A 17,557-nucleotide genomic window follows, 5' to 3' on the forward strand; every position below is an offset into this window, starting at 1 on the left:
TGGTGAAATAATGGATGAAATACTAAAGGTTTTGGAACGTGAAGGGGTGACCAGTTCGCAGAAATTAATACTGGTTATTCTGAAAGCACTGCAAGCTTCAGAAGGGGTTTCTTTCAATGAAATAAGTTACTACAGTTCGTTGACAAGGAAAACAGTCATAAGCAACCTGAACGCATTGGAGGAAGCTGGTTTAGTAAAGGTTGTTAGAGATAGTACACGAACTAACAAATATATAGTTCTAGTATAGTTGTAAAAAAAACAAAATGAATATTAATATTCAAAATAACAAAAAGTTCCCCTGTACTGGCATACAAAGGGAACTCCGAAAGGATTAATAAAACCTTGTCACTGAATATAATACCAAAATCATATCGAAAGTTAAACCTGTATTTTTTCGGAGTAGAAAGAATTGGCTTTGTTGAAGCAATGTTTATATACGGATTTTCTTCATTATGTATTATAATCATGCTTGTTACAGGTATATCTGCATGGATTCAGCTATTAACAATGTAAATTAAAGGGGAAATTATAAATGAACACAAATATTACTGAAAAGACTATAAGGATAGAGGTAGTTACGGCAATGGTAGGAGAAGATTTAAAAGCTGTGACGTTAGAAAATTCACTTGAAAGTTTCCATAATATTTTGGGTGGTTCAGTGGATGTCATTGAACTTTCTCATGGTATCTATATTTACATAAATGGAAAAGGCCTGGTTGACGGCAGTAAGGGGAACTTTATAATTCTGAATGAGAATAATATACCGGAATCCGTGGTGGCCGGTAATGCCATCTTTGCTTGCCAGGATGAACAGGGTAATATTACGGGATTAACCGACCAGCAAGTTGAACTTATCTGTGATTTGTTTATTGATAATAAACTTATGAGACTGGGCTAAATAATGTTTCAGTAAAGACACAGTTCTGATTGACGTATGTACAGGCTGATATTATAATAAAAAGTGTAAGCGAAATTTAACCAATTAATACAGATTTTACATACCCATAAATAAATGAAGTTAATAAACAAACGAACTGTTCAAACTCTTGATATATCAGTGGATATACAGTCAGCATGACAAAGGCCAAACCAACTAACTCAGAATTTATTGCAATGGTGGCAGACAAGTTAAGATTAGAACATAAGGCTTCTTGAAAAAGCTAGGCTTGTGAACAGATCGTTCGCTCGAATAAACAAAAAAAGCGTCAGCATAATGAAAAATGCTGACGCTTTTTATGATTCTTTTTTAAAACGATCTTGCACTTTATTTCGTTTGCGATCACGATGTAAAATAAATCCAGCAATAAAGGCAATACCTAATATTACAAATAATAATCCACACACAAATTGCAATTGTAAAGAAGGAAAAGGGCTTTGTAAAATGCCAAATACCATATCCCTCATTAATTTAATTCCATATACCGCTAAAACACCGGGAAGTACAAGTATCATTAAAGCAATTAGTCTAATCATATTATTCCTTTCTTCCGCTGCTAAAATATTCAATAAACTCATTATATATGATACAAAACGTTTATTAAAGGAAGATTTCCTTTGAAAGTCATATGTGAATAAATATTTACACTAACAGGATAAGATATTTGTCAACAAGTGCAAATAAGGTTACATTATAAATGAAAGAAATTGCATAGTTTGTTTGAAAGAATATTCAGGGTAGGGTGAAGGTATGCAAAAGGTAATTATCATCGGGGCAGGTCAAGGCGGCTCCTCTATCTATCGATTATTAAAAGAAACAGAAATGTTAAAAGTAACAGCGGTTGTTGACATTAATCCTCATGCAAATGGACTTAAACTTGCGAGTGAAGATGGTGTGCAAATAGGTTATGATTGGCGTCAAATTGTTAAACAATCTGCTGATATTATTATTGAAGTAACAGGAGATGAAGAAGTAAGTAAAGAAATTAGATCTTCCATAAAAGAAAAAATTATTTTTATCCCTGGTAGTGTTGCTTATTTAATGGCCAAGCTTTTGCAGCAAAAGGAAGAGCTCATATCCGCTCTTTCTAATCAAACATATAAATTCAACCTCATTTTTAATACGACTGATAATGGCATGATAGTCATCAATCCAGATGAAGAAATTATTCTCTTTAATAAAAGTGCTGAAACAATGACAGGATTAAATAAAAAACAAGTGCTAGGTAAAAAAATTGGGGAAGTGATTAATGGAAGCTTACTGCCGAGAGTATTGCATTCAAGAAGAGTGGAAACAAATCAAGAGTTTGTTTTAGGTAGTGGGTTGAAAATTATTACAACGAGAATTCCTGTTATCGGTGACAACGGTCAATTAATCGGTGCGGTATCTATTTTTAAAGACATTACGGAATTAGTTAATCTAGCAGAAGAAATTACTGATTTGAAAAACTTAAAAACAATGCTTCAAGCGATTATTCATTCAAGCGATGAAGCGATTTCTGTTGTAGATGAAGATGGGAAAGGCCTAATTATTAACCCGGCTTATTCAAAAATCACTGGATTAGCAGAAGAAGAAGTGATCGGTAAACCTGCAACCGCTGATATTTCAGAAGGTGAAAGTGTTCACATGAAGGTACTAAAAACACGCAGAGCCATTAGAGGTGTGCCAATGCGGGTTGGCCCAAAGAGAAAAGAGGTCATTGTCAATGTAGCGCCCGTAATTGTAGATGGCATTCTAAAAGGAAGCGTCGGGGTTTTGCATGACGTTTCAGACTTACAAAGTATGAGTCGAGAATTAAACCGAGCGAGACAAATTATTAGAAATTTAGAAGCTAAGTATACTTTTGAGGATATTATTGGTCAGTCGGATGAAATGGCAATTGCTATTGAACAGGCTAAGCTAGGAGCGAAAACACCAGCAACCGTACTGCTTAGGGGCGAGTCTGGTACCGGTAAAGAATTATTTGCACATGCCATTCATAATGCAAGTGACCGTAAATATAATAAATTTGTTCGTGTAAACTGTGCTGCCTTATCGGAATCACTATTGGAAAGTGAATTATTTGGTTATGAGGAAGGTGCTTTTTCTGGTGCGAAAAGAGGCGGGAAAAGGGGCTTGTTTGAAGAAGCGGATAAAGGAAGTATCTTTTTGGATGAAATTGGCGAGTTAACTGCCAGCACACAGGCTAAACTATTAAGGGTGTTACAAGAAGGAGAGATTACCCGAGTAGGTGGTACGAAGCCTCTTCAGATTAACGTCCGAATTATTGCTGCGACAAATGTTAATTTGGAAAAAGCCATTGCGAACGGCGGATTTAGAGAGGATTTATACTACCGTTTGAATCGAATGCCAATTCATATTCCGTCTTTAAGAAAAAGAAAAGAAGATATCCCTTTATTAGTGGATCGCTTAATTGAAAAAATTAATATTGAATATGGCCGTAATGTAGAAGGTGTGACAGAAGAAGCAATGAAGGTTTTAATGGCATATGATTGGCCAGGTAATGTCCGTGAATTAGATAATATTATTGGAAGAGCGATTATATTTATGGGTTATCAAACACATATTGACAGTGAACATGTATCTACATTAACGAATAGTGATATCCCTGTTCTCGCTGATTCTGAAATGCATGTATCTATTCAGCAAGGAGAGCCATTAGCAAAGCAGCTAGAAGGTTTTGAAAAAGAAATTATTACGAAAGCAATGAAACAAGCAGGTGGAAATAAGACACAAGCTGCCAAGGATTTAGGGTTATCGGTAAGAAATTTATACTATAAATTAGAAAAATATCAAATTGAAAATAAAAGCATGCAATGATTTGCATGGTTTGCAATAAATTTCACGGTGTATTTATTCCTAATAAAGCGTTTTCATCGCATTTTAATTTTGGCACGGTAATTGCATAATAAAAAGATGAGTGCAGCAAAAAAAATTTTTTACTTGCACGCACTTTGAAGTAAAGGGGTTGAGACAGATGAAATTGGATTCGCTTATAGAGAAAGCAACCCAATATGAAGGCAATGTAGTTGCAGTTGCTGCAGCAGAAGACGAAGAAGTGTTAGAAGCTGTAGCTGGTGCACTAAAGAAAAACATGGCAAGCTTTCTGTTATTCGGTAACTCTGAAAAGATTACGCAAATACTGAATGCCAACCATGCGGATATCGCTAGTAGCGACCATCTAACAATTATGCATGCTGAAACAGCTGCTTTAGCTGCTGAAATGGCGGTTAAATCTGTCAAAGAAAAAAAAGCAAGCGTACTGATGAAAGGAAATGTTCCTACAGCAGTTATTCTAAAAGCCGTACTTAACAAAGAATATGGCTTAAGAACTGGTAGCGTTCTTTCACATGTTGCTGTGTTTGAAGTTCCTAACTTTGACAAATTTACAATTGTTACTGATGCTGCGATGAATATTGCGCCTGATTTGAGTCAAAAAGCGCAAATAACAGCTAATGCAGTAGGTATCGCTAAGAGTATTGGGGTAGAAATGCCTAAAGTTGCACCAATTGCTGCGGTTGAGGTAGTAAACCCAAATATGCAAGCAACATTAGATGCGGCGGCATTAACGCAAATGAATCAGCGTGGTCAAATTAAAGACTGCATCGTTGATGGACCTTTAGCACTTGATAATGCAGTTTCTATTGAAGCTGCCGAGCATAAAGGTATTACAAGTGATGTTGCTGGACGAGCAGATATCTTACTTGTCCCTACTATCGAAGTTGGAAATGCTTTATACAAATCATTGATCTACTTTGCTCAAGCAAAAGTTGGTGCAGTGATTGCAGGTGCAAAAGCACCAATCGTATTAACTTCCAGAGCAGACTCAGCAGAAAGTAAGTTATATTCACTTGCTTTAGCTATTTGCTCTGCTAAATAATATATTTTCTTTTTAAAAACAAGGAGGATTTACAACCATGGAAATTTTTAAATATCTAGAGAAATATGATTACGAACAAGTCGTTATTTGCCAAGATAAAGAATCAGGATTAAAAGCAATCATCGCTATTCATGATACAACTTTAGGGCCTGCACTAGGTGGAACACGTATGTGGACTTATGAGTCAGAAGAAGCGGCAATTGAAGATGCACTTCGTCTTGCAAAAGGTATGACTTATAAAAATGCTGCAGCTGGACTTAACCTTGGTGGTGGTAAAACAGTTATCATCGGCGATCCTAAAAAAGATAAAAATGAAGCATTATTCCGTGCTTTCGGACGTTATATTCAAGGACTTAACGGACGTTATATCACTGCAGAGGATGTAGGTACAACTGTGGCTGATATGGACCTTATCCATGAAGAAACTGATTATGTAACTGGTATTTCTCCAGCATTCGGTTCTTCTGGTAACCCGTCTCCTGTAACTGCTTACGGTGTATACGTAGGTATGAAAGCAGCAGCAAAAGCAGCATTCGGAACTGATTCTCTTGAAGGTAAAACAATTGCTGTTCAAGGTGTAGGTAACGTTGCTTATCACTTATGTAAACACCTTCATGAAGAAGGAGCAAAATTAATCGTAACGGATATTAACGAAGAAGCTGTTCAACGTGCAGTTGATGATTTCGGTGCAGAAGCAGTAGGAATTAATGACATTTATGGTGTTGAATGTGATATCTATGCTCCATGTGCATTAGGTGCAACTGTAAACGATGATACAATTCCACAACTTAAAGCAAAAGTTATCGCAGGTTCTGCTAACAACCAATTAAAAGAAGAACGTCACGGTGATCAAATCCACGAAATGGGTATTGTATACGCTCCTGACTATGTAATCAATGCTGGTGGTGTAATTAACGTTGCTGACGAACTTTATGGTTACAATGCTGAACGTGCTATGAAAAAAGTTGAAGGTCTATACGATACAATTGACCGTATTATGCAAATTTCTAAAGAAGAAAATATTCCAACTTATAAAGCTGCTGACCGTATGGCAGAAGAAAGAATTGCGACAATGAAACAATCTCGTAGCACATTCCTTCAAAATGGTCATCACATCTTAAGCCGCCGCAAGTAATAATGGTTCATATTGAAGTGGCGAGCGCCCAAGTCGGCGCGAGCTACTTCCTTATGTAATGTCAAAATAGGATAAATAATGGAGGGTCAGTTGTGCAAGATCAAATCAAGAGAATGCTCGTCATCAACCCAGGATCTACTTCTACGAAGATCGGTGTTTTCGATAATGATAGCTCAGTGTTTGAAAAAACATTAAGACATGATACAGACGAGATTAAAAAGTTTAAAACAATTTTCGATCAATATGAGTTCCGTAAAAACGCTATTTTAGAAACATTAGATGCTGAAGGAATTAACATTTCAAAACTAAGCGCAGTTGTCGGTCGTGGAGGACTTCTTCGTCCAATTCCTGGTGGTACTTATGCGGTTAACAAAGAAATGATTGAGGACTTAAAAGTTGGTTATGCTGGTCAGCACGCATCCAATTTAGGTGGGATTTTGGCTTACGAAATTGCTTCAGGTCTAAATATACCTTCCTTTATTGTCGATCCGGTTGTCGTTGATGAATTAGCTCCGATCGCCCGCGTTACTGGTTTCCCACAAATTGATAAAACAAGCATATTCCATGCATTAAATCAAAAAGCAGTAGCAAGAAGAGTATCAAAAAAATTAGGTAAAAAATACGAAGACCTAAACTTAATTGTTACGCATATGGGTGGCGGTGTTTCTGTTGGTGCACATGAAAAAGGTCGTGTCATTGATGTGAATAATGCACTTCACGGTGAAGGACCATTCAGTCCAGAGCGTGCAGGAACAGTTCCAGCTGGTGACCTTATTGATATGTGTTTCTCTGGTGAATATTACCGTGAAGAAATCATGAGTATGCTAGTTGGTGAAGGCGGTCTTGTTGGCTACCTTGGGACAAACGATGCTGTGAAAGTTGAAAAAATGATTGAAGCTGGCGATGAGAAAGCGAAGCTTGTTTACGATGCAATGGGTTACCAAATTGCTAAAGAAATTGGTACAGCAAGTGCGGTACTAAAAGGTAAAGTAGACGCGATCATTTTAACAGGTGGACTAGCTTATGGGAAAGCATTTGTAAATGATATTTCAAGCTATGTTAACTGGATTGCAGATGTCATCATTGAACCTGGTGAAGATGAGCTTCAAGCACTTGCAGAAGGTGCACTACGTGTTCTTCGTGGCGAAGAAGAAGCTAAGAATTACTCGATTGATGAATTAAATACAACAACGGTTAAGTAAGTAGTAATAGGAGGGTTTATTAATGGCACAAGAATATGATTTAGTCATTCTTGGCGGAGGTACAGGTGGTTATGTAGCTGCTATTCGTGCTTCTCAGCTTGGTCTTAAAACAGCGTTAGTAGAAAAAGGAAATCTTGGCGGGACTTGCCTTCATAAAGGTTGTATCCCAAGTAAAGCATTACTAAGAAGTGCAGAAGTGTATGCGACTGCAAAAAATAGTGATGAGTTCGGTATTTCTACTGGTGATGTATCAGTAAACTTTGCAAAAGTACAAGAAAGAAAAGGTAAAATTGTTGATCAATTGCACAAAGGTGTTCAACATTTAATGAAACAAGGGAAAATTGATGTTTACGATGGTTTCGGACGTATACTAGGACCATCTATCTTCTCACCTACAGCAGGAACGATTTCTGTTGAAATGAACAATGGTGATGAGAATGAAATGCTTGTCCCTAAAAATGTAATTGTGGCAACAGGATCTCGCCCAAGAACATTACCAGGTCTAGAAGTTGGCGGTAATGTGATGACTTCTGATGAAGCATTATCTATGGAAGAAATCCCTAAATCAATTATTATCGTAGGTGGCGGAGTAATCGGTATTGAGTGGGCGTCTATGCTTGCAGATTTCGGTGCTGAAGTAACTGTTTTAGAATTTGCTGACCGTATTATCCCTACCGAAGATAAGGATGTAAGTAAGGAAATGCAACGCCTACTTAAAAAACGTGGTGTGAATATCGTTACAAAAGCGAAAGTACTTCCTGAAACATTGAAACAAGATGGCGGAGTAACGGTTTCTGCTGAAGTAAAAGGCGAAACACAAGAATTCTCAGCAGAAAAACTGCTAGTTTCTGTTGGGCGCCAAGCGAACACTGAAGGTATTGGCCTTGAGAACACAGATATCCAAGTAGAAAAAGGTAGCATCGTTGTAAACGAACATTACCAAACAAAAGAATCACATATTTATGCAATTGGTGATGTAATTGGTGGCCTTCAACTTGCACATGTTGCTTCACACGAAGGAATTCATGCAGTTGAGCATATTGCAGACCAAAATCCAGAGCCAATGGATTATGATCTTGTCTCTAAATGTATCTATTCTTCACCAGAAGCTGCAAGTGTAGGTATCACAGAAGACCAAGCAAAGGAACAAGGCTATAAAGTAAAAGTCGGTAAATTCATGTTCCGTGCTATTGGTAAAGCACTTGTATTTGGTGAGTCTGATGGATTCGTGAAAATTGTTGCTGATGAAGAAACAGATGACATTTTAGGTGTTCACATGATTGGACCACATGTGACAGATATGATTACAGAAGCAGGTCTTGCAAAAGTATTAGATGCTACACCATGGGAAGTAGCACATACGATTCACCCTCACCCAACTTTATCTGAAGCAATCGGAGAAGCTGCATTAGCAGTAGACGGAAAAGCGATTCACGGATAAGCGTTTCGGGTAATAAAAGTGGACTTCTAGATTTGTTTTTAAAATATCTAGAAGCCTACTTTATAAAGTGGAGAATATAAGAGCGTTCCACGTTCTTCTATATATATTTAGGAGGTTTTGAAATGGGTAAAACTAAAAATCGTCATAAAGCTTTAGGTTTAAGTGATGAGCAAGTATTAGAAATGTATGAAACCATGCTTTTAGCACGCCGTATTGACGAGCGTATGTGGCTTTTAAACCGTGCAGGTAAAATTCCTTTCGTTATTTCATGTCAAGGACAAGAGGCTGCGCAAGTAGGTGCATCTTTTGCATTAGACAGAGAGAAAGATTATGCCCTTCCATATTATCGTGACATGGGCGTTGTTCTTGCATTCGGTATGACTGCGAAAGAATTAATGTTATCAGCATTCGCTAAAGCGGAAGATCCTAACTCAGGTGGCCGTCAAATGCCAGGTCACTTTGGACAAAAGAAAAACCGTATCGTAACAGGTTCTTCTCCAGTTACAACTCAAGTTCCTCACGCAGTAGGTATTGCACTTGCTGGAAAAATGGAAAATAAAGATCTTTGTACTTTCGTTACTTTCGGAGAAGGTTCTTCTAACCAAGGAGACTTCCACGAAGGAGCAAACTTTGCAGGTGTTCATAAATTACCAGTTATTTTCATGTGTGAAAATAATAAGTATGCGATCTCTGTACCAATTGAAAAACAATTGGCATGTGAAAAAGTATCAGATCGTGCAATCGGTTACGGTATGCCTGGTGTAACTGTAGATGGTAACGATCCATTAGCAGTGTACCAAGCAGTTAAAGAAGCAGCAGATCGTGGACGTAAAGGTGAAGGCCCTACATTAGTTGAAACGGTTTCTTATCGCTTAACTCCACACTCTTCTGATGATGATGACCGTAGCTACCGTGATCGTGAAGAAGTAGCTGCAGCAAAAGAAAAAGATTCGATTATTACTTTTGCAGCATACTTAAAAGAAATTGGCATCTTTGATGATGAAAAAGAAAAAGAAATGAACGATCGCATTATGAAAATCGTGAATGAAGCAACTGATTATGCTGAAAATGCACCATATGCCGATGCAGAAGATGCATTGAAATATGTGTACGCAGAATAAGTAGGGGGGAATAACACATGGCAGTAATGTCTTATATTGACGCGATCACTTTAGCGATGCGCGAAGAAATGGAAAGAGACCCAAAAGTATTTGTACTAGGAGAAGACGTTGGTCGTAAAGGTGGCGTTTTTAAAGCGACAAACGGCTTATATGAAAAATTTGGTGAAGACCGTGTGCTAGATACACCACTTGCAGAATCTGCAATCGCTGGTGTTGGTGTTGGAGCAGCAATGTACGGTATGCGTCCAATTGCAGAAATGCAATTTGCTGATTTCATCATGCCTGCTGTCAACCAAATTATTTCAGAAGCGGCAAAAGTTCGTTACCGTTCTAATAACGACTGGAGTGCACCAATGGTTATTCGTGCACCATATGGCGGCGGCGTTCACGGTGCCCTTTATCACTCTCAATCAGTAGAAGCTGTATTTGCAAACCAACCAGGTTTAAAAATTGTGATGCCTTCTACTCCATATGATGCAAAAGGACTTTTAAAAGCAGCGATTCGTGATGACGATCCTGTTATGTTCTTTGAGCATAAACGTGCTTACCGTTTAATTAAAGGTGAAGTACCTGAAGATGATTATGTACTACCAATTGGTAAAGCTGATGTGAAACGTGAAGGTGAAGATATTACAATCATCACTTACGGTTTATGCGTACACTTTGCACTTCAAGCAGCAGAAAAACTAGCGAAAGATGGTATCTCTGCTCACATTTTAGACTTACGTACGGTTTATCCATTAGATAAAGAAGCAATTATTGAAGCAGCTTCTAAAACGGGTAAAGTCCTTCTTCTTACAGAAGATACTAAAGAAGGAAGCATTATGGGTGAAGTAGGTTCTATTATTGCTGAGAACTGCCTATTTGACTTAGATGCACCGATTATGCGTCTTGCAGGTCCAGATGTACCAGCAATGCCATATGCACCAACAATGGAGAAATTCTTCATGGTTAACCCGGATAAAGTAGAAAAAGCAATGAGAGAATTAGCTGAATATTAATCAAAAAGTGGCAATGAGAGCGGAAATCCGACTCTTTTTGCCGCATTCTAAATAGATGTGATAAGTAATAAGGAGGTCACTTTAATAATGGCTATCGAACAAATCAAAATGCCTCAATTAGGTGAAAGTGTAACAGAAGGTACAATTAGTAAATGGTTAGTATCTGTTGGTGATAAAGTAAATAAATACGATCCACTTGCAGAAGTAATGACTGATAAAGTAAATGCTGAGGTTCCTTCGTCTTTTGATGGAGTAATCAAAGAATTAATTGCTGAAGAAGATGGCACGTATGAAGTAGGCGAAGTCATTTTAACGATTGAAACTGAAGGCGGAAGCAGTGATGCGCAAGCTACAGAAGGATCATCTGCTCCTGCAAAAGAGGAAGCGCCGAAAGAAGAAGCTAAATCGCAAGCTTCTACACCTGCAGCGGATGCGCCAAAAGCTGGACGTTATTCTCCAGCAGTGCTTAAGCTATCTCAAGAGCACGGAATTGATCTTAGCCAAGTGGCTGGTACAGGAGCTGGCGGAAGAATTACACGTAAAGACTTAAATAAAATTATTGAGTCTGGTAATATCCCAACTGCTGATAATGCACCGAAAGCAGAAGCACCAGCAAAAGCAGAAGCGCCTAAACAAGAAGCACCAAAAGCGGCACCTTCTAAGCCAGCTAAAGCAGCAGGCACAAATGTACCAGTTGTACCAGGAGATGAAGAAATTCCTGTGACAGGTGTACGTAAAGCAATTGCAGCTAATATGCTTAAGAGCAAACATGAGGCACCTCATGGTTGGACAATGATGGAAGTAGACGTAACAAATCTTGTTGAGTATCGTAACTCAATTAAAGGTGAGTTCAAGAAAAAAGAAGGCTTTAACCTTACTTTCTTCGCTTTCTTCGTAAAAGCAGTAGCTCAAGCACTTAAAGAATATCCACAAATCAATTCTATGTGGGCTGGCGATAAAATTGTACGTAAAAAAGATATTAACTTAAATATTGCCGTAGCAACACAAGATGCTCTTTACACGCCTGTAATTAAAAATGCTGATGAAAAAACAATCAAAGGCATTGCGCGTGAAATTGGTGAGCTAGCTGGTAAAGTACGTGCAGGTAAATTAACAGGTGCTGATATGTCTGGTGGTACTTTCACTGTAAATAATACTGGTTCATTCGGTTCTGTTCAATCAATGGGTATCATCAACCACCCACAAGCAGCTATTCTTCAAGTGGAATCAATCGTTAAACGTCCGGTTGTAATGGATAACGGTATGATTGCTGTTCGTGACATGGTTAACCTTTGTATGTCTCTTGACCACCGTGTTCTAGACGGATTAGTATGTGGTCAATTCATGCAACGTGTAAGAGAAATTCTTGAAAATACTTCTAAAGAAAACACTTCTGTATACTAAGAAGTAATCGTAAAAAATGAGAGGCGAGCTGCCTCTCATTTTTTTATGAAAATAACCTCATAAAACTCACCCCAAGATAAAAATGATGGATTTCTACAAAAGATTGCAGCTTTTTCCTATCTATAATACAATAAAAATATGATTTATTAGAATTTTATTAATGTTTTGATCGCTATGATGAGGGGAGGTCCTGTCTTTTTTAGACAGATATTTTATGAACTTAAATAAAATGAGAAATGAGACATTTGCAAAGCCGACTTTAAACGATTGGCAGGAGAAAGCAAAGGAATCATTAAAAGGTGGGTCCATCGATCGTTTATCAACAGTTACTTATGAAGGGATTAAACTGAAACCGCTTTATTCACGAGAAGATCTACCTTCACCCATTCAACATACACTTCCAGGAAGTTCAGATTTCCGTCGAGGGTATAGCTCTTCAGGTTATCTTGAAGAAGAATGGTACATATCGCAACGGCTTTCTTCTACATCGGCAAAAGAAGTGAAAAGACAATTATTAGAGGAATTAAATAAAGGGCAATCAGCAGTTTCATTGAACCCGGATCTCTACAAGCTTTCAGAAGTCGAAGAGATTGTTGAAGGTTTAGAAGAATATCCATTATGTTTGATGACGGAAAATTCTTTACTAGATTTATACAAGACGATTGGTCAGCAAAATTGGAAAGGGTTTATTGGGAAAGATCCATTAGCCAGTTTAATGAAAGCTAGTAAAGGTTACGATCATGATTGGTTAGAAGCAATTGTACAGGCGAAGAAGTCTTCGCCTCAGCTAAAAACCATTTTAATTCAAACGACCATTTATCATGAATTGGGTGCAAATGCGGTTCAAGAATTAGCAATTGCTATTGCTTCTGCTGTTTCTCATATTGAGCGCTTGCTCAGCGAAGACTTCTCTATAGAAGAAATAGTGGATAAGGTCGTGTTTCACTTTGCCATTGGCGCCCATTTCTTTACGGAAATCAGTAAACTAAGAGCGGCAAAAATCCTATGGTATAAAGTTTTAGAAGCATACGGGCTAAATGAGGAGAATATGAACATGACGATTTCTGCTCAAACTTCCCCATATACGAAAACATTGTACGACCCTTATGTCAATCTTTTACGGGCAGGGAATGAGGCTTTTGCGGCTATATTAGGTGGGATCAATTATTTACACGTTTCACCATTTGATGAGCCTAGTGAAGATTCCTCTCTTACAGCGAATCGAATTGCTCGAAATACACAGTTGATTTTAAGAGAAGAAGCGCATTTGAATAAAGTAGTTGATCCAGCAGGAGGGTCTTATTATATTGAATCAATGACGAATCAAATTGCTGAAAGAGCTTGGGATTTATTTTTAGCAATAGAAGATCAAGGTGGTATGGAAGTTGCCATCGAAACAGCCTGGATCCAAGAACAAATTACGCATGTGCAAAAAAAGCGGCTTTCAGACATTTTCACGCGTAAACAAAGTATAATTGGCACGAACAAATATGCAAATTTAGATGAATTACCGTTGAAGAATGCAGTGACGCTAGGCAACCGTTTATCCATTCCATATGAAAAATTGCGCTATCAAGTAGAAACAATGAAGGCGAATGGCGTGGATACTCAGGTGGGTTTATTATGTCTTGGAGATTTAAAAAAGCATAAGGCGCGCATGGATTTTGTAACCGGTTTTTTAGCTCCAGGTGGGATTAGATCCCATATTATTCCAATTATCCATACAGAGAACTTAAAGGAACAAATAGAAAATAATCCTTTCTCTCATTACGTGATTTGTGGAGCAAACGATCAATATGATGACAGTCTCTTAACTGCTGCGAAGATAATAATGGCAGAGAAACAAAGAGAATTTAAACTATATTTGGCTGGTCAACCTACAGTTGAGGAACAGAAGCGTTGGAAAGAAGCGGGAGTCACCGAGTTTTTCCATATGAAAAGTGATTGCTACCATATTCTAAGCACCATTGTGGAAGATTGGGAGGGCGAAGTGAAATGACCAAACCTGATTTTACGAAAGTGAAATTATTTAATGAAAGTAACCAAGCACAACAACATGATATAAACATACATGGTGATGTGTTTGAAACAAATGAAAGTATAAATATTAAATCGGTTTATTCGCATAATGATCTAACGTCGATGGAACACCTAGATGATATGCCAGGAATGGCACCTTACACACGCGGACCCTATCCAACGATGTATGTCAATCGACCTTGGACTGTTAGACAATATGCTGGGTTTTCAACAGCGGAGGAAAGCAATGCATTCTATCGTCGTAATTTAGCGATGGGGCAAAAAGGGCTTTCAGTAGCTTTTGATCTTGCCACACATCGTGGCTATGATTCTGACCATCCGCGAGTGGTTGGCGATGTCGGAAAAGCAGGCGTAGCTATTGATAGTATTTTAGATATGAAAGTATTATTCGATGGCATTCCTTTAGACCAAATGTCAGTCTCCATGACAATGAATGGAGCAGTTTTACCGATCATGGCGTTTTATATCGTCACGGCTGAAGAACAGGGCGTGAGCCAGGAAAAGCTTGCGGGGACGATTCAAAACGATATCCTCAAAGAGTATATGGTGAGAAATACTTATATTTATCCACCAGAAATGTCAATGAAAATCATTGCAGACATATTTGAATATACTTCTCATTATATGCCTAAATTTAATAGTATCAGTATATCGGGTTATCATATGCAAGAAGCAGGCGCGCCTGCAGATATAGAATTAGCATACACGCTCGCGGATGGACTTGAATATGTGCGCACAGGGATGAAAGCAGGGATTGATATTGATTCCTTCGCCCCTAGATTATCCTTTTTTTGGGCCATTGGGATGAACTACTTTATGGAAGTGGCAAAGATGAGAGCGGCTAGGCTTATTTGGGCGAAGATGATGAAAACCTTTGCACCTAAAAACCCGAAATCCATGGCGTTAAGAACACACTCGCAAACTTCCGGCTGGAGCTTAACAGAACAAGATCCATACAATAATGTGACAAGAACTTTGATAGAAGCGCATGCAGCGGCGATGGGACATACCCAATCACTACATACAAATGCACTGGATGAAGCGATTGCCTTACCAACCGATTTCTCAGCAAGAATCGCACGGAATACACAGTTGTTTTTGCAAGAGGAAACAGGAATAACCAATGTAATCGATCCTTGGGGCGGTTCCTATTATGTAGAAAGTCTAACAAATGAGTTGGTAGAGAAAGCTTGGTCACATATTGAGGAAATTGAAGAACTTGGTGGAATGGCTAAAGCGATTGAGACAGGGTTACCAAAAATGAGGATTGAGGAAGCGGCTGCAAGAAGGCAGGCACAGATAGATTCGAATAAAGAAACAATCATTGGTGTGAATAAATACCGTCTTGAGCAGGAGGAACCGCTAGATATTCTAAATATTGATAATACCGCAGTTCGGTTAAAGCAAATAGAACGTCTAGAGCATTTAAGAGCGACAAGAGATGAAGATAAGGTACAAGAAGCACTTGCAGCTATTACGAGAGCAGCTGAGACAGGTGAAGGAAATCTCTTAGCCTTAGCCGTTCAGGCTGCAAGGGTGCGGGCATCATTAGGAGAAATTTCTGATAGCATTGAATTAGTTGCCAAACGACATAAAGCGATGATCCGCTCTATTAGTGGGGTATATAGTTCCCATTTTTCTAATGAAGAGGAAATGAATGAAGTAAAGGCACTGGCTGATGAGTTTTTAGAAAATGAGGGGAGAAGACCTCGTATTTTAATAGCAAAAATGGGACAAGATGGACATGACAGAGGAGCGAAAGTCATTTCTACAGCCTTTGCAGATTTGGGATTTGATGTGGACATCGGGCCATTATTTCAAACGCCAGAAGAAACAGCGATACAGGCAGTGGAAAATGATGTGCATGTGGTTGGGTTTAGTTCTCTTGCTGCCGGTCATAAAACATTGTTACCACAATTAGTAGCTGAGTTAAAAAAGCTAGGGCGTGAAGATATTTTAGTCGTAGTAGGTGGTGTAATTCCACCTCAAGATTATGAATATTTGCTCTCCAATGGCGCATCTGCTATTTTTGGTCCAGGAACAGTCATTCCAGTGGCTGCACAAAAAGTAATAAGAGAAATCTATCATCGTCTAGGGTATGAGGAAGTGGCGAATGAACATGGACATATATAAGAAGCGTGGAGGGCCTTCTGAACAAGTTTTTACAGATTCTACGCGGGATGAATCCTCTCTAACAAGAGGAAGGTCATTTAGAAAGAAAAAAGAAACACCACCTCCAATTGATGATTTGGAAAGAGGCTTGTTAGCGGGTGAAAGAAGTGCGCTTGCCCGTGCGATTACATTAATTGAAAGTAATGCCGAGGATCATTTTCAAGCAGCTCAAGAGTTGTTACACAGAGTTTTGCCACACGCAAATCAATCTATACGTATTGGCATAACTGGGGTACCTGGTGCAGGAAAAAGTACTTTTATTGAATCTTTTGGTTCATTTCTATGTGATGAGATAGGTGCAAAAGTAGCTGTATTGGCTGTTGACCCTAGTTCAAAATTAAGTGGTGGCAGTATTCTTGGAGATAAAACAAGAATGGAGCAACTTGCTAGAAATCCGCATGCATTTATTCGTCCATCGCCCACATCAGGAAAGCTAGGTGGTGTCCATCGTAAAACAAGAGAAACGATGATTTTATGTGAAGCCGCTGGTTTTGATGTCATCATAGTTGAAACGGTCGGCGTTGGCCAAAGCGAAGTGATTGTACGCGATATGGTTGACTTCTTCATGCTCCTTGTTTTAACAGGAGCTGGTGACGAACTGCAAGGAATGAAAAAGGGCATTATGGAGTTGGCAGACACGGTTATCGTTAATAAAGCAGATGGAGAAAATAAATATGCAGCCCAAAAAACGAGAGCTGAATATGAAAAGATTCTTCATTTCCTTCAACCTGCAACGAAAGGATGGCCATCTAAGGCTTATGTATGTTCCTCTCTGTATGAAGAAGGTATAAAAGAAGTGTGGCAAGTGATTCAACAATTTATCGTAAATACACAAGCATCAGGTGTCTTCGAACAAAGAAGGAGGGAACAAGCGAAAGAATGGCTTTATTCCATGATCACAGATCAACTTCATTATCGTTTTTTTGGTTCACCTATCGTGAAAGAAATGTTGCCTAAGATAGAAAATGATGTGATTGCAGGTAACCGAACCGTTACATCGGTTGTCGAGGAACTTTTTAGGCGCTATACAAAAGAATAAAAAAAGCTGCCCCTTCACCGTGATAGGGGCAGTTCTAGTATATATAAGCCTGCTTTACTAGCAGGAACACCCAGGGGGAGGGTTATATAGTGTATATTACCCCAAAGTTTTTCATTTAAAACTAAAAGATAAAAGTTTCTATACTGTAAAAAAACTCACGACCTTGGTATGATATAATTATACGT

Annotated in this window: 14 protein-coding genes and 1 pseudogene; 14 read left to right on the forward strand and 1 reads right to left on the reverse strand. The window is 38.5% G+C overall.

Translation table 11 applies throughout. From position 1 onward, the window contains the following. Nucleotides 1-10 precede the first annotated feature (10 nt). From H9655_RS02745 to H9655_RS02755, 3 genes and pseudogenes are all read left to right on the forward strand, one after another. The gene (locus tag H9655_RS02745; protein WP_191810628.1) at nt 11-247 is read left to right on the forward strand and encodes a helix-turn-helix domain-containing protein; all 237 of its coding nucleotides are present in this window, start codon (nt 11-13) and stop codon (nt 245-247) included. Between the two features lie 285 nt (nt 248-532). Next, on the forward strand, nt 533-898 hold the full coding sequence (locus H9655_RS02750; protein WP_191810630.1) for a DUF3846 domain-containing protein: 366 nt from the start codon (nt 533-535) through the stop codon (nt 896-898). A gap of 161 nt (nt 899-1,059) precedes the next feature. Continuing rightward, a pseudogene (locus H9655_RS02755) lies at nt 1,060-1,155 on the forward strand (hypothetical protein); the annotation flags it as partial. A gap of 78 nt (nt 1,156-1,233) precedes the next feature. Here the strand turns inward: H9655_RS02755 and H9655_RS02760 are convergent. Further along, nucleotides 1,234-1,473: a DUF2627 domain-containing protein gene (locus tag H9655_RS02760; RefSeq protein ID WP_191810632.1), complete on the reverse strand. Its 240-nt coding sequence runs from the start codon at nt 1,471-1,473 to the stop codon at nt 1,234-1,236. 214 nt (nt 1,474-1,687) lie between these two features. Here H9655_RS02760 and H9655_RS02765 point away from each other — a divergent pair, with 214 nt between their 5' ends. From H9655_RS02765 to meaB, 11 genes are all read left to right on the forward strand, one after another. Beyond that, on the forward strand, nt 1,688-3,757 hold the full coding sequence (locus tag H9655_RS02765) for a sigma 54-interacting transcriptional regulator (protein ID WP_191810634.1): 2,070 nt from the start codon (nt 1,688-1,690) through the stop codon (nt 3,755-3,757). A gap of 157 nt (nt 3,758-3,914) precedes the next feature. Next, the gene (yqiS, locus tag H9655_RS02770; RefSeq protein WP_191810636.1) at nt 3,915-4,817 is read left to right on the forward strand and encodes a phosphate butyryltransferase; all 903 of its coding nucleotides are present in this window, start codon (nt 3,915-3,917) and stop codon (nt 4,815-4,817) included. A gap of 37 nt (nt 4,818-4,854) precedes the next feature. Further along, entirely contained in the window at nt 4,855-5,952 is a 1,098-nt protein-coding gene (bcd, locus tag H9655_RS02775) for a branched-chain amino acid dehydrogenase (RefSeq protein WP_191810638.1), read from the forward strand. Nucleotides 5,953-6,065: 113 nt separating this feature from the next. Further along, nucleotides 6,066-7,154 (forward strand): butyrate kinase, encoded by a 1,089-nt coding sequence (gene buk / locus H9655_RS02780; RefSeq protein ID WP_225230430.1) that lies wholly within the window; start codon nt 6,066-6,068, stop codon nt 7,152-7,154. A gap of 22 nt (nt 7,155-7,176) precedes the next feature. Next, on the forward strand, nt 7,177-8,595 hold the full coding sequence (gene lpdA, locus H9655_RS02785) for a dihydrolipoyl dehydrogenase (RefSeq protein ID WP_191810640.1): 1,419 nt from the start codon (nt 7,177-7,179) through the stop codon (nt 8,593-8,595). Between the two features lie 122 nt (nt 8,596-8,717). Then, a complete protein-coding gene (locus H9655_RS02790) occupies nt 8,718-9,716 on the forward strand; it encodes a thiamine pyrophosphate-dependent dehydrogenase E1 component subunit alpha (RefSeq protein WP_191810642.1) in 999 nt (332 codons plus the stop codon). Nucleotides 9,717-9,733: 17 nt separating this feature from the next. Further along, nucleotides 9,734-10,717 carry an alpha-ketoacid dehydrogenase subunit beta gene (locus H9655_RS02795; protein ID WP_191810644.1) on the forward strand — a complete coding sequence of 328 codons (984 nt, stop codon included), beginning with the start codon at nt 9,734-9,736 and terminating at the stop codon, nt 10,715-10,717. A gap of 87 nt (nt 10,718-10,804) precedes the next feature. Beyond that, the gene (locus H9655_RS02800) at nt 10,805-12,121 is read left to right on the forward strand and encodes a dihydrolipoamide acetyltransferase family protein (RefSeq protein WP_191810646.1); all 1,317 of its coding nucleotides are present in this window, start codon (nt 10,805-10,807) and stop codon (nt 12,119-12,121) included. A gap of 229 nt (nt 12,122-12,350) precedes the next feature. Continuing rightward, nucleotides 12,351-14,120 carry a methylmalonyl-CoA mutase subunit beta gene (locus H9655_RS02805; protein ID WP_225230385.1) on the forward strand — a complete coding sequence of 590 codons (1,770 nt, stop codon included), beginning with the start codon at nt 12,351-12,353 and terminating at the stop codon, nt 14,118-14,120. Then, nucleotides 14,117-16,294, forward strand: a complete 2,178-nt coding sequence (gene scpA, locus H9655_RS02810) for a methylmalonyl-CoA mutase (protein ID WP_191810650.1) — start codon at nt 14,117-14,119, stop codon at nt 16,292-16,294. Before H9655_RS02805 ends, scpA begins: the two co-directional genes overlap by 4 nt. Then, on the forward strand, nt 16,281-17,372 hold the full coding sequence (gene meaB / locus H9655_RS02815) for a methylmalonyl Co-A mutase-associated GTPase MeaB (protein ID WP_225230431.1): 1,092 nt from the start codon (nt 16,281-16,283) through the stop codon (nt 17,370-17,372). Before scpA ends, meaB begins: the two co-directional genes overlap by 14 nt. Nucleotides 17,373-17,557: the final 185 nt, after the last annotated feature.

Source organism: Cytobacillus stercorigallinarum, assembly GCF_014836495.1.
GTDB classification, from domain to species: domain Bacteria; phylum Bacillota; class Bacilli; order Bacillales; family Cytobacillaceae; genus Cytobacillus; species Cytobacillus stercorigallinarum.

Excerpts from the sequence above, each read along its gene's own strand:
- buk (WP_225230430.1), top strand. The coding sequence starts at position 6,066 with ATGCTCGTCATCAACCCAGGATCTACTTCTACGAAGATCGGTGTTTTC.
- scpA (WP_191810650.1), top strand. The coding sequence starts at position 14,117 with ATGACCAAACCTGATTTTACGAAAGTGAAATTATTTAATGAAAGTAAC.
- H9655_RS02760 (WP_191810632.1), bottom strand. The coding sequence starts at position 1,473 with ATGATTAGACTAATTGCTTTAATGATACTTGTACTTCCCGGTGTTTTA.
- yqiS (WP_191810636.1), top strand. The coding sequence starts at position 3,915 with ATGAAATTGGATTCGCTTATAGAGAAAGCAACCCAATATGAAGGCAAT.
- H9655_RS02805 (WP_225230385.1), top strand. The coding sequence starts at position 12,351 with ATGAGAAATGAGACATTTGCAAAGCCGACTTTAAACGATTGGCAGGAG.
- bcd (WP_191810638.1), top strand. The coding sequence starts at position 4,855 with ATGGAAATTTTTAAATATCTAGAGAAATATGATTACGAACAAGTCGTT.
- meaB (WP_225230431.1), top strand. The coding sequence starts at position 16,281 with ATGGACATATATAAGAAGCGTGGAGGGCCTTCTGAACAAGTTTTTACA.
- H9655_RS02765 (WP_191810634.1), top strand. The coding sequence starts at position 1,688 with ATGCAAAAGGTAATTATCATCGGGGCAGGTCAAGGCGGCTCCTCTATC.
- H9655_RS02800 (WP_191810646.1), top strand. The coding sequence starts at position 10,805 with ATGGCTATCGAACAAATCAAAATGCCTCAATTAGGTGAAAGTGTAACA.
- lpdA (WP_191810640.1), top strand. The coding sequence starts at position 7,177 with ATGGCACAAGAATATGATTTAGTCATTCTTGGCGGAGGTACAGGTGGT.
- H9655_RS02745 (WP_191810628.1), top strand. The coding sequence starts at position 11 with ATGGATGAAATACTAAAGGTTTTGGAACGTGAAGGGGTGACCAGTTCG.
- H9655_RS02750 (WP_191810630.1), top strand. The coding sequence starts at position 533 with ATGAACACAAATATTACTGAAAAGACTATAAGGATAGAGGTAGTTACG.
- H9655_RS02790 (WP_191810642.1), top strand. The coding sequence starts at position 8,718 with ATGGGTAAAACTAAAAATCGTCATAAAGCTTTAGGTTTAAGTGATGAG.
- H9655_RS02795 (WP_191810644.1), top strand. The coding sequence starts at position 9,734 with ATGGCAGTAATGTCTTATATTGACGCGATCACTTTAGCGATGCGCGAA.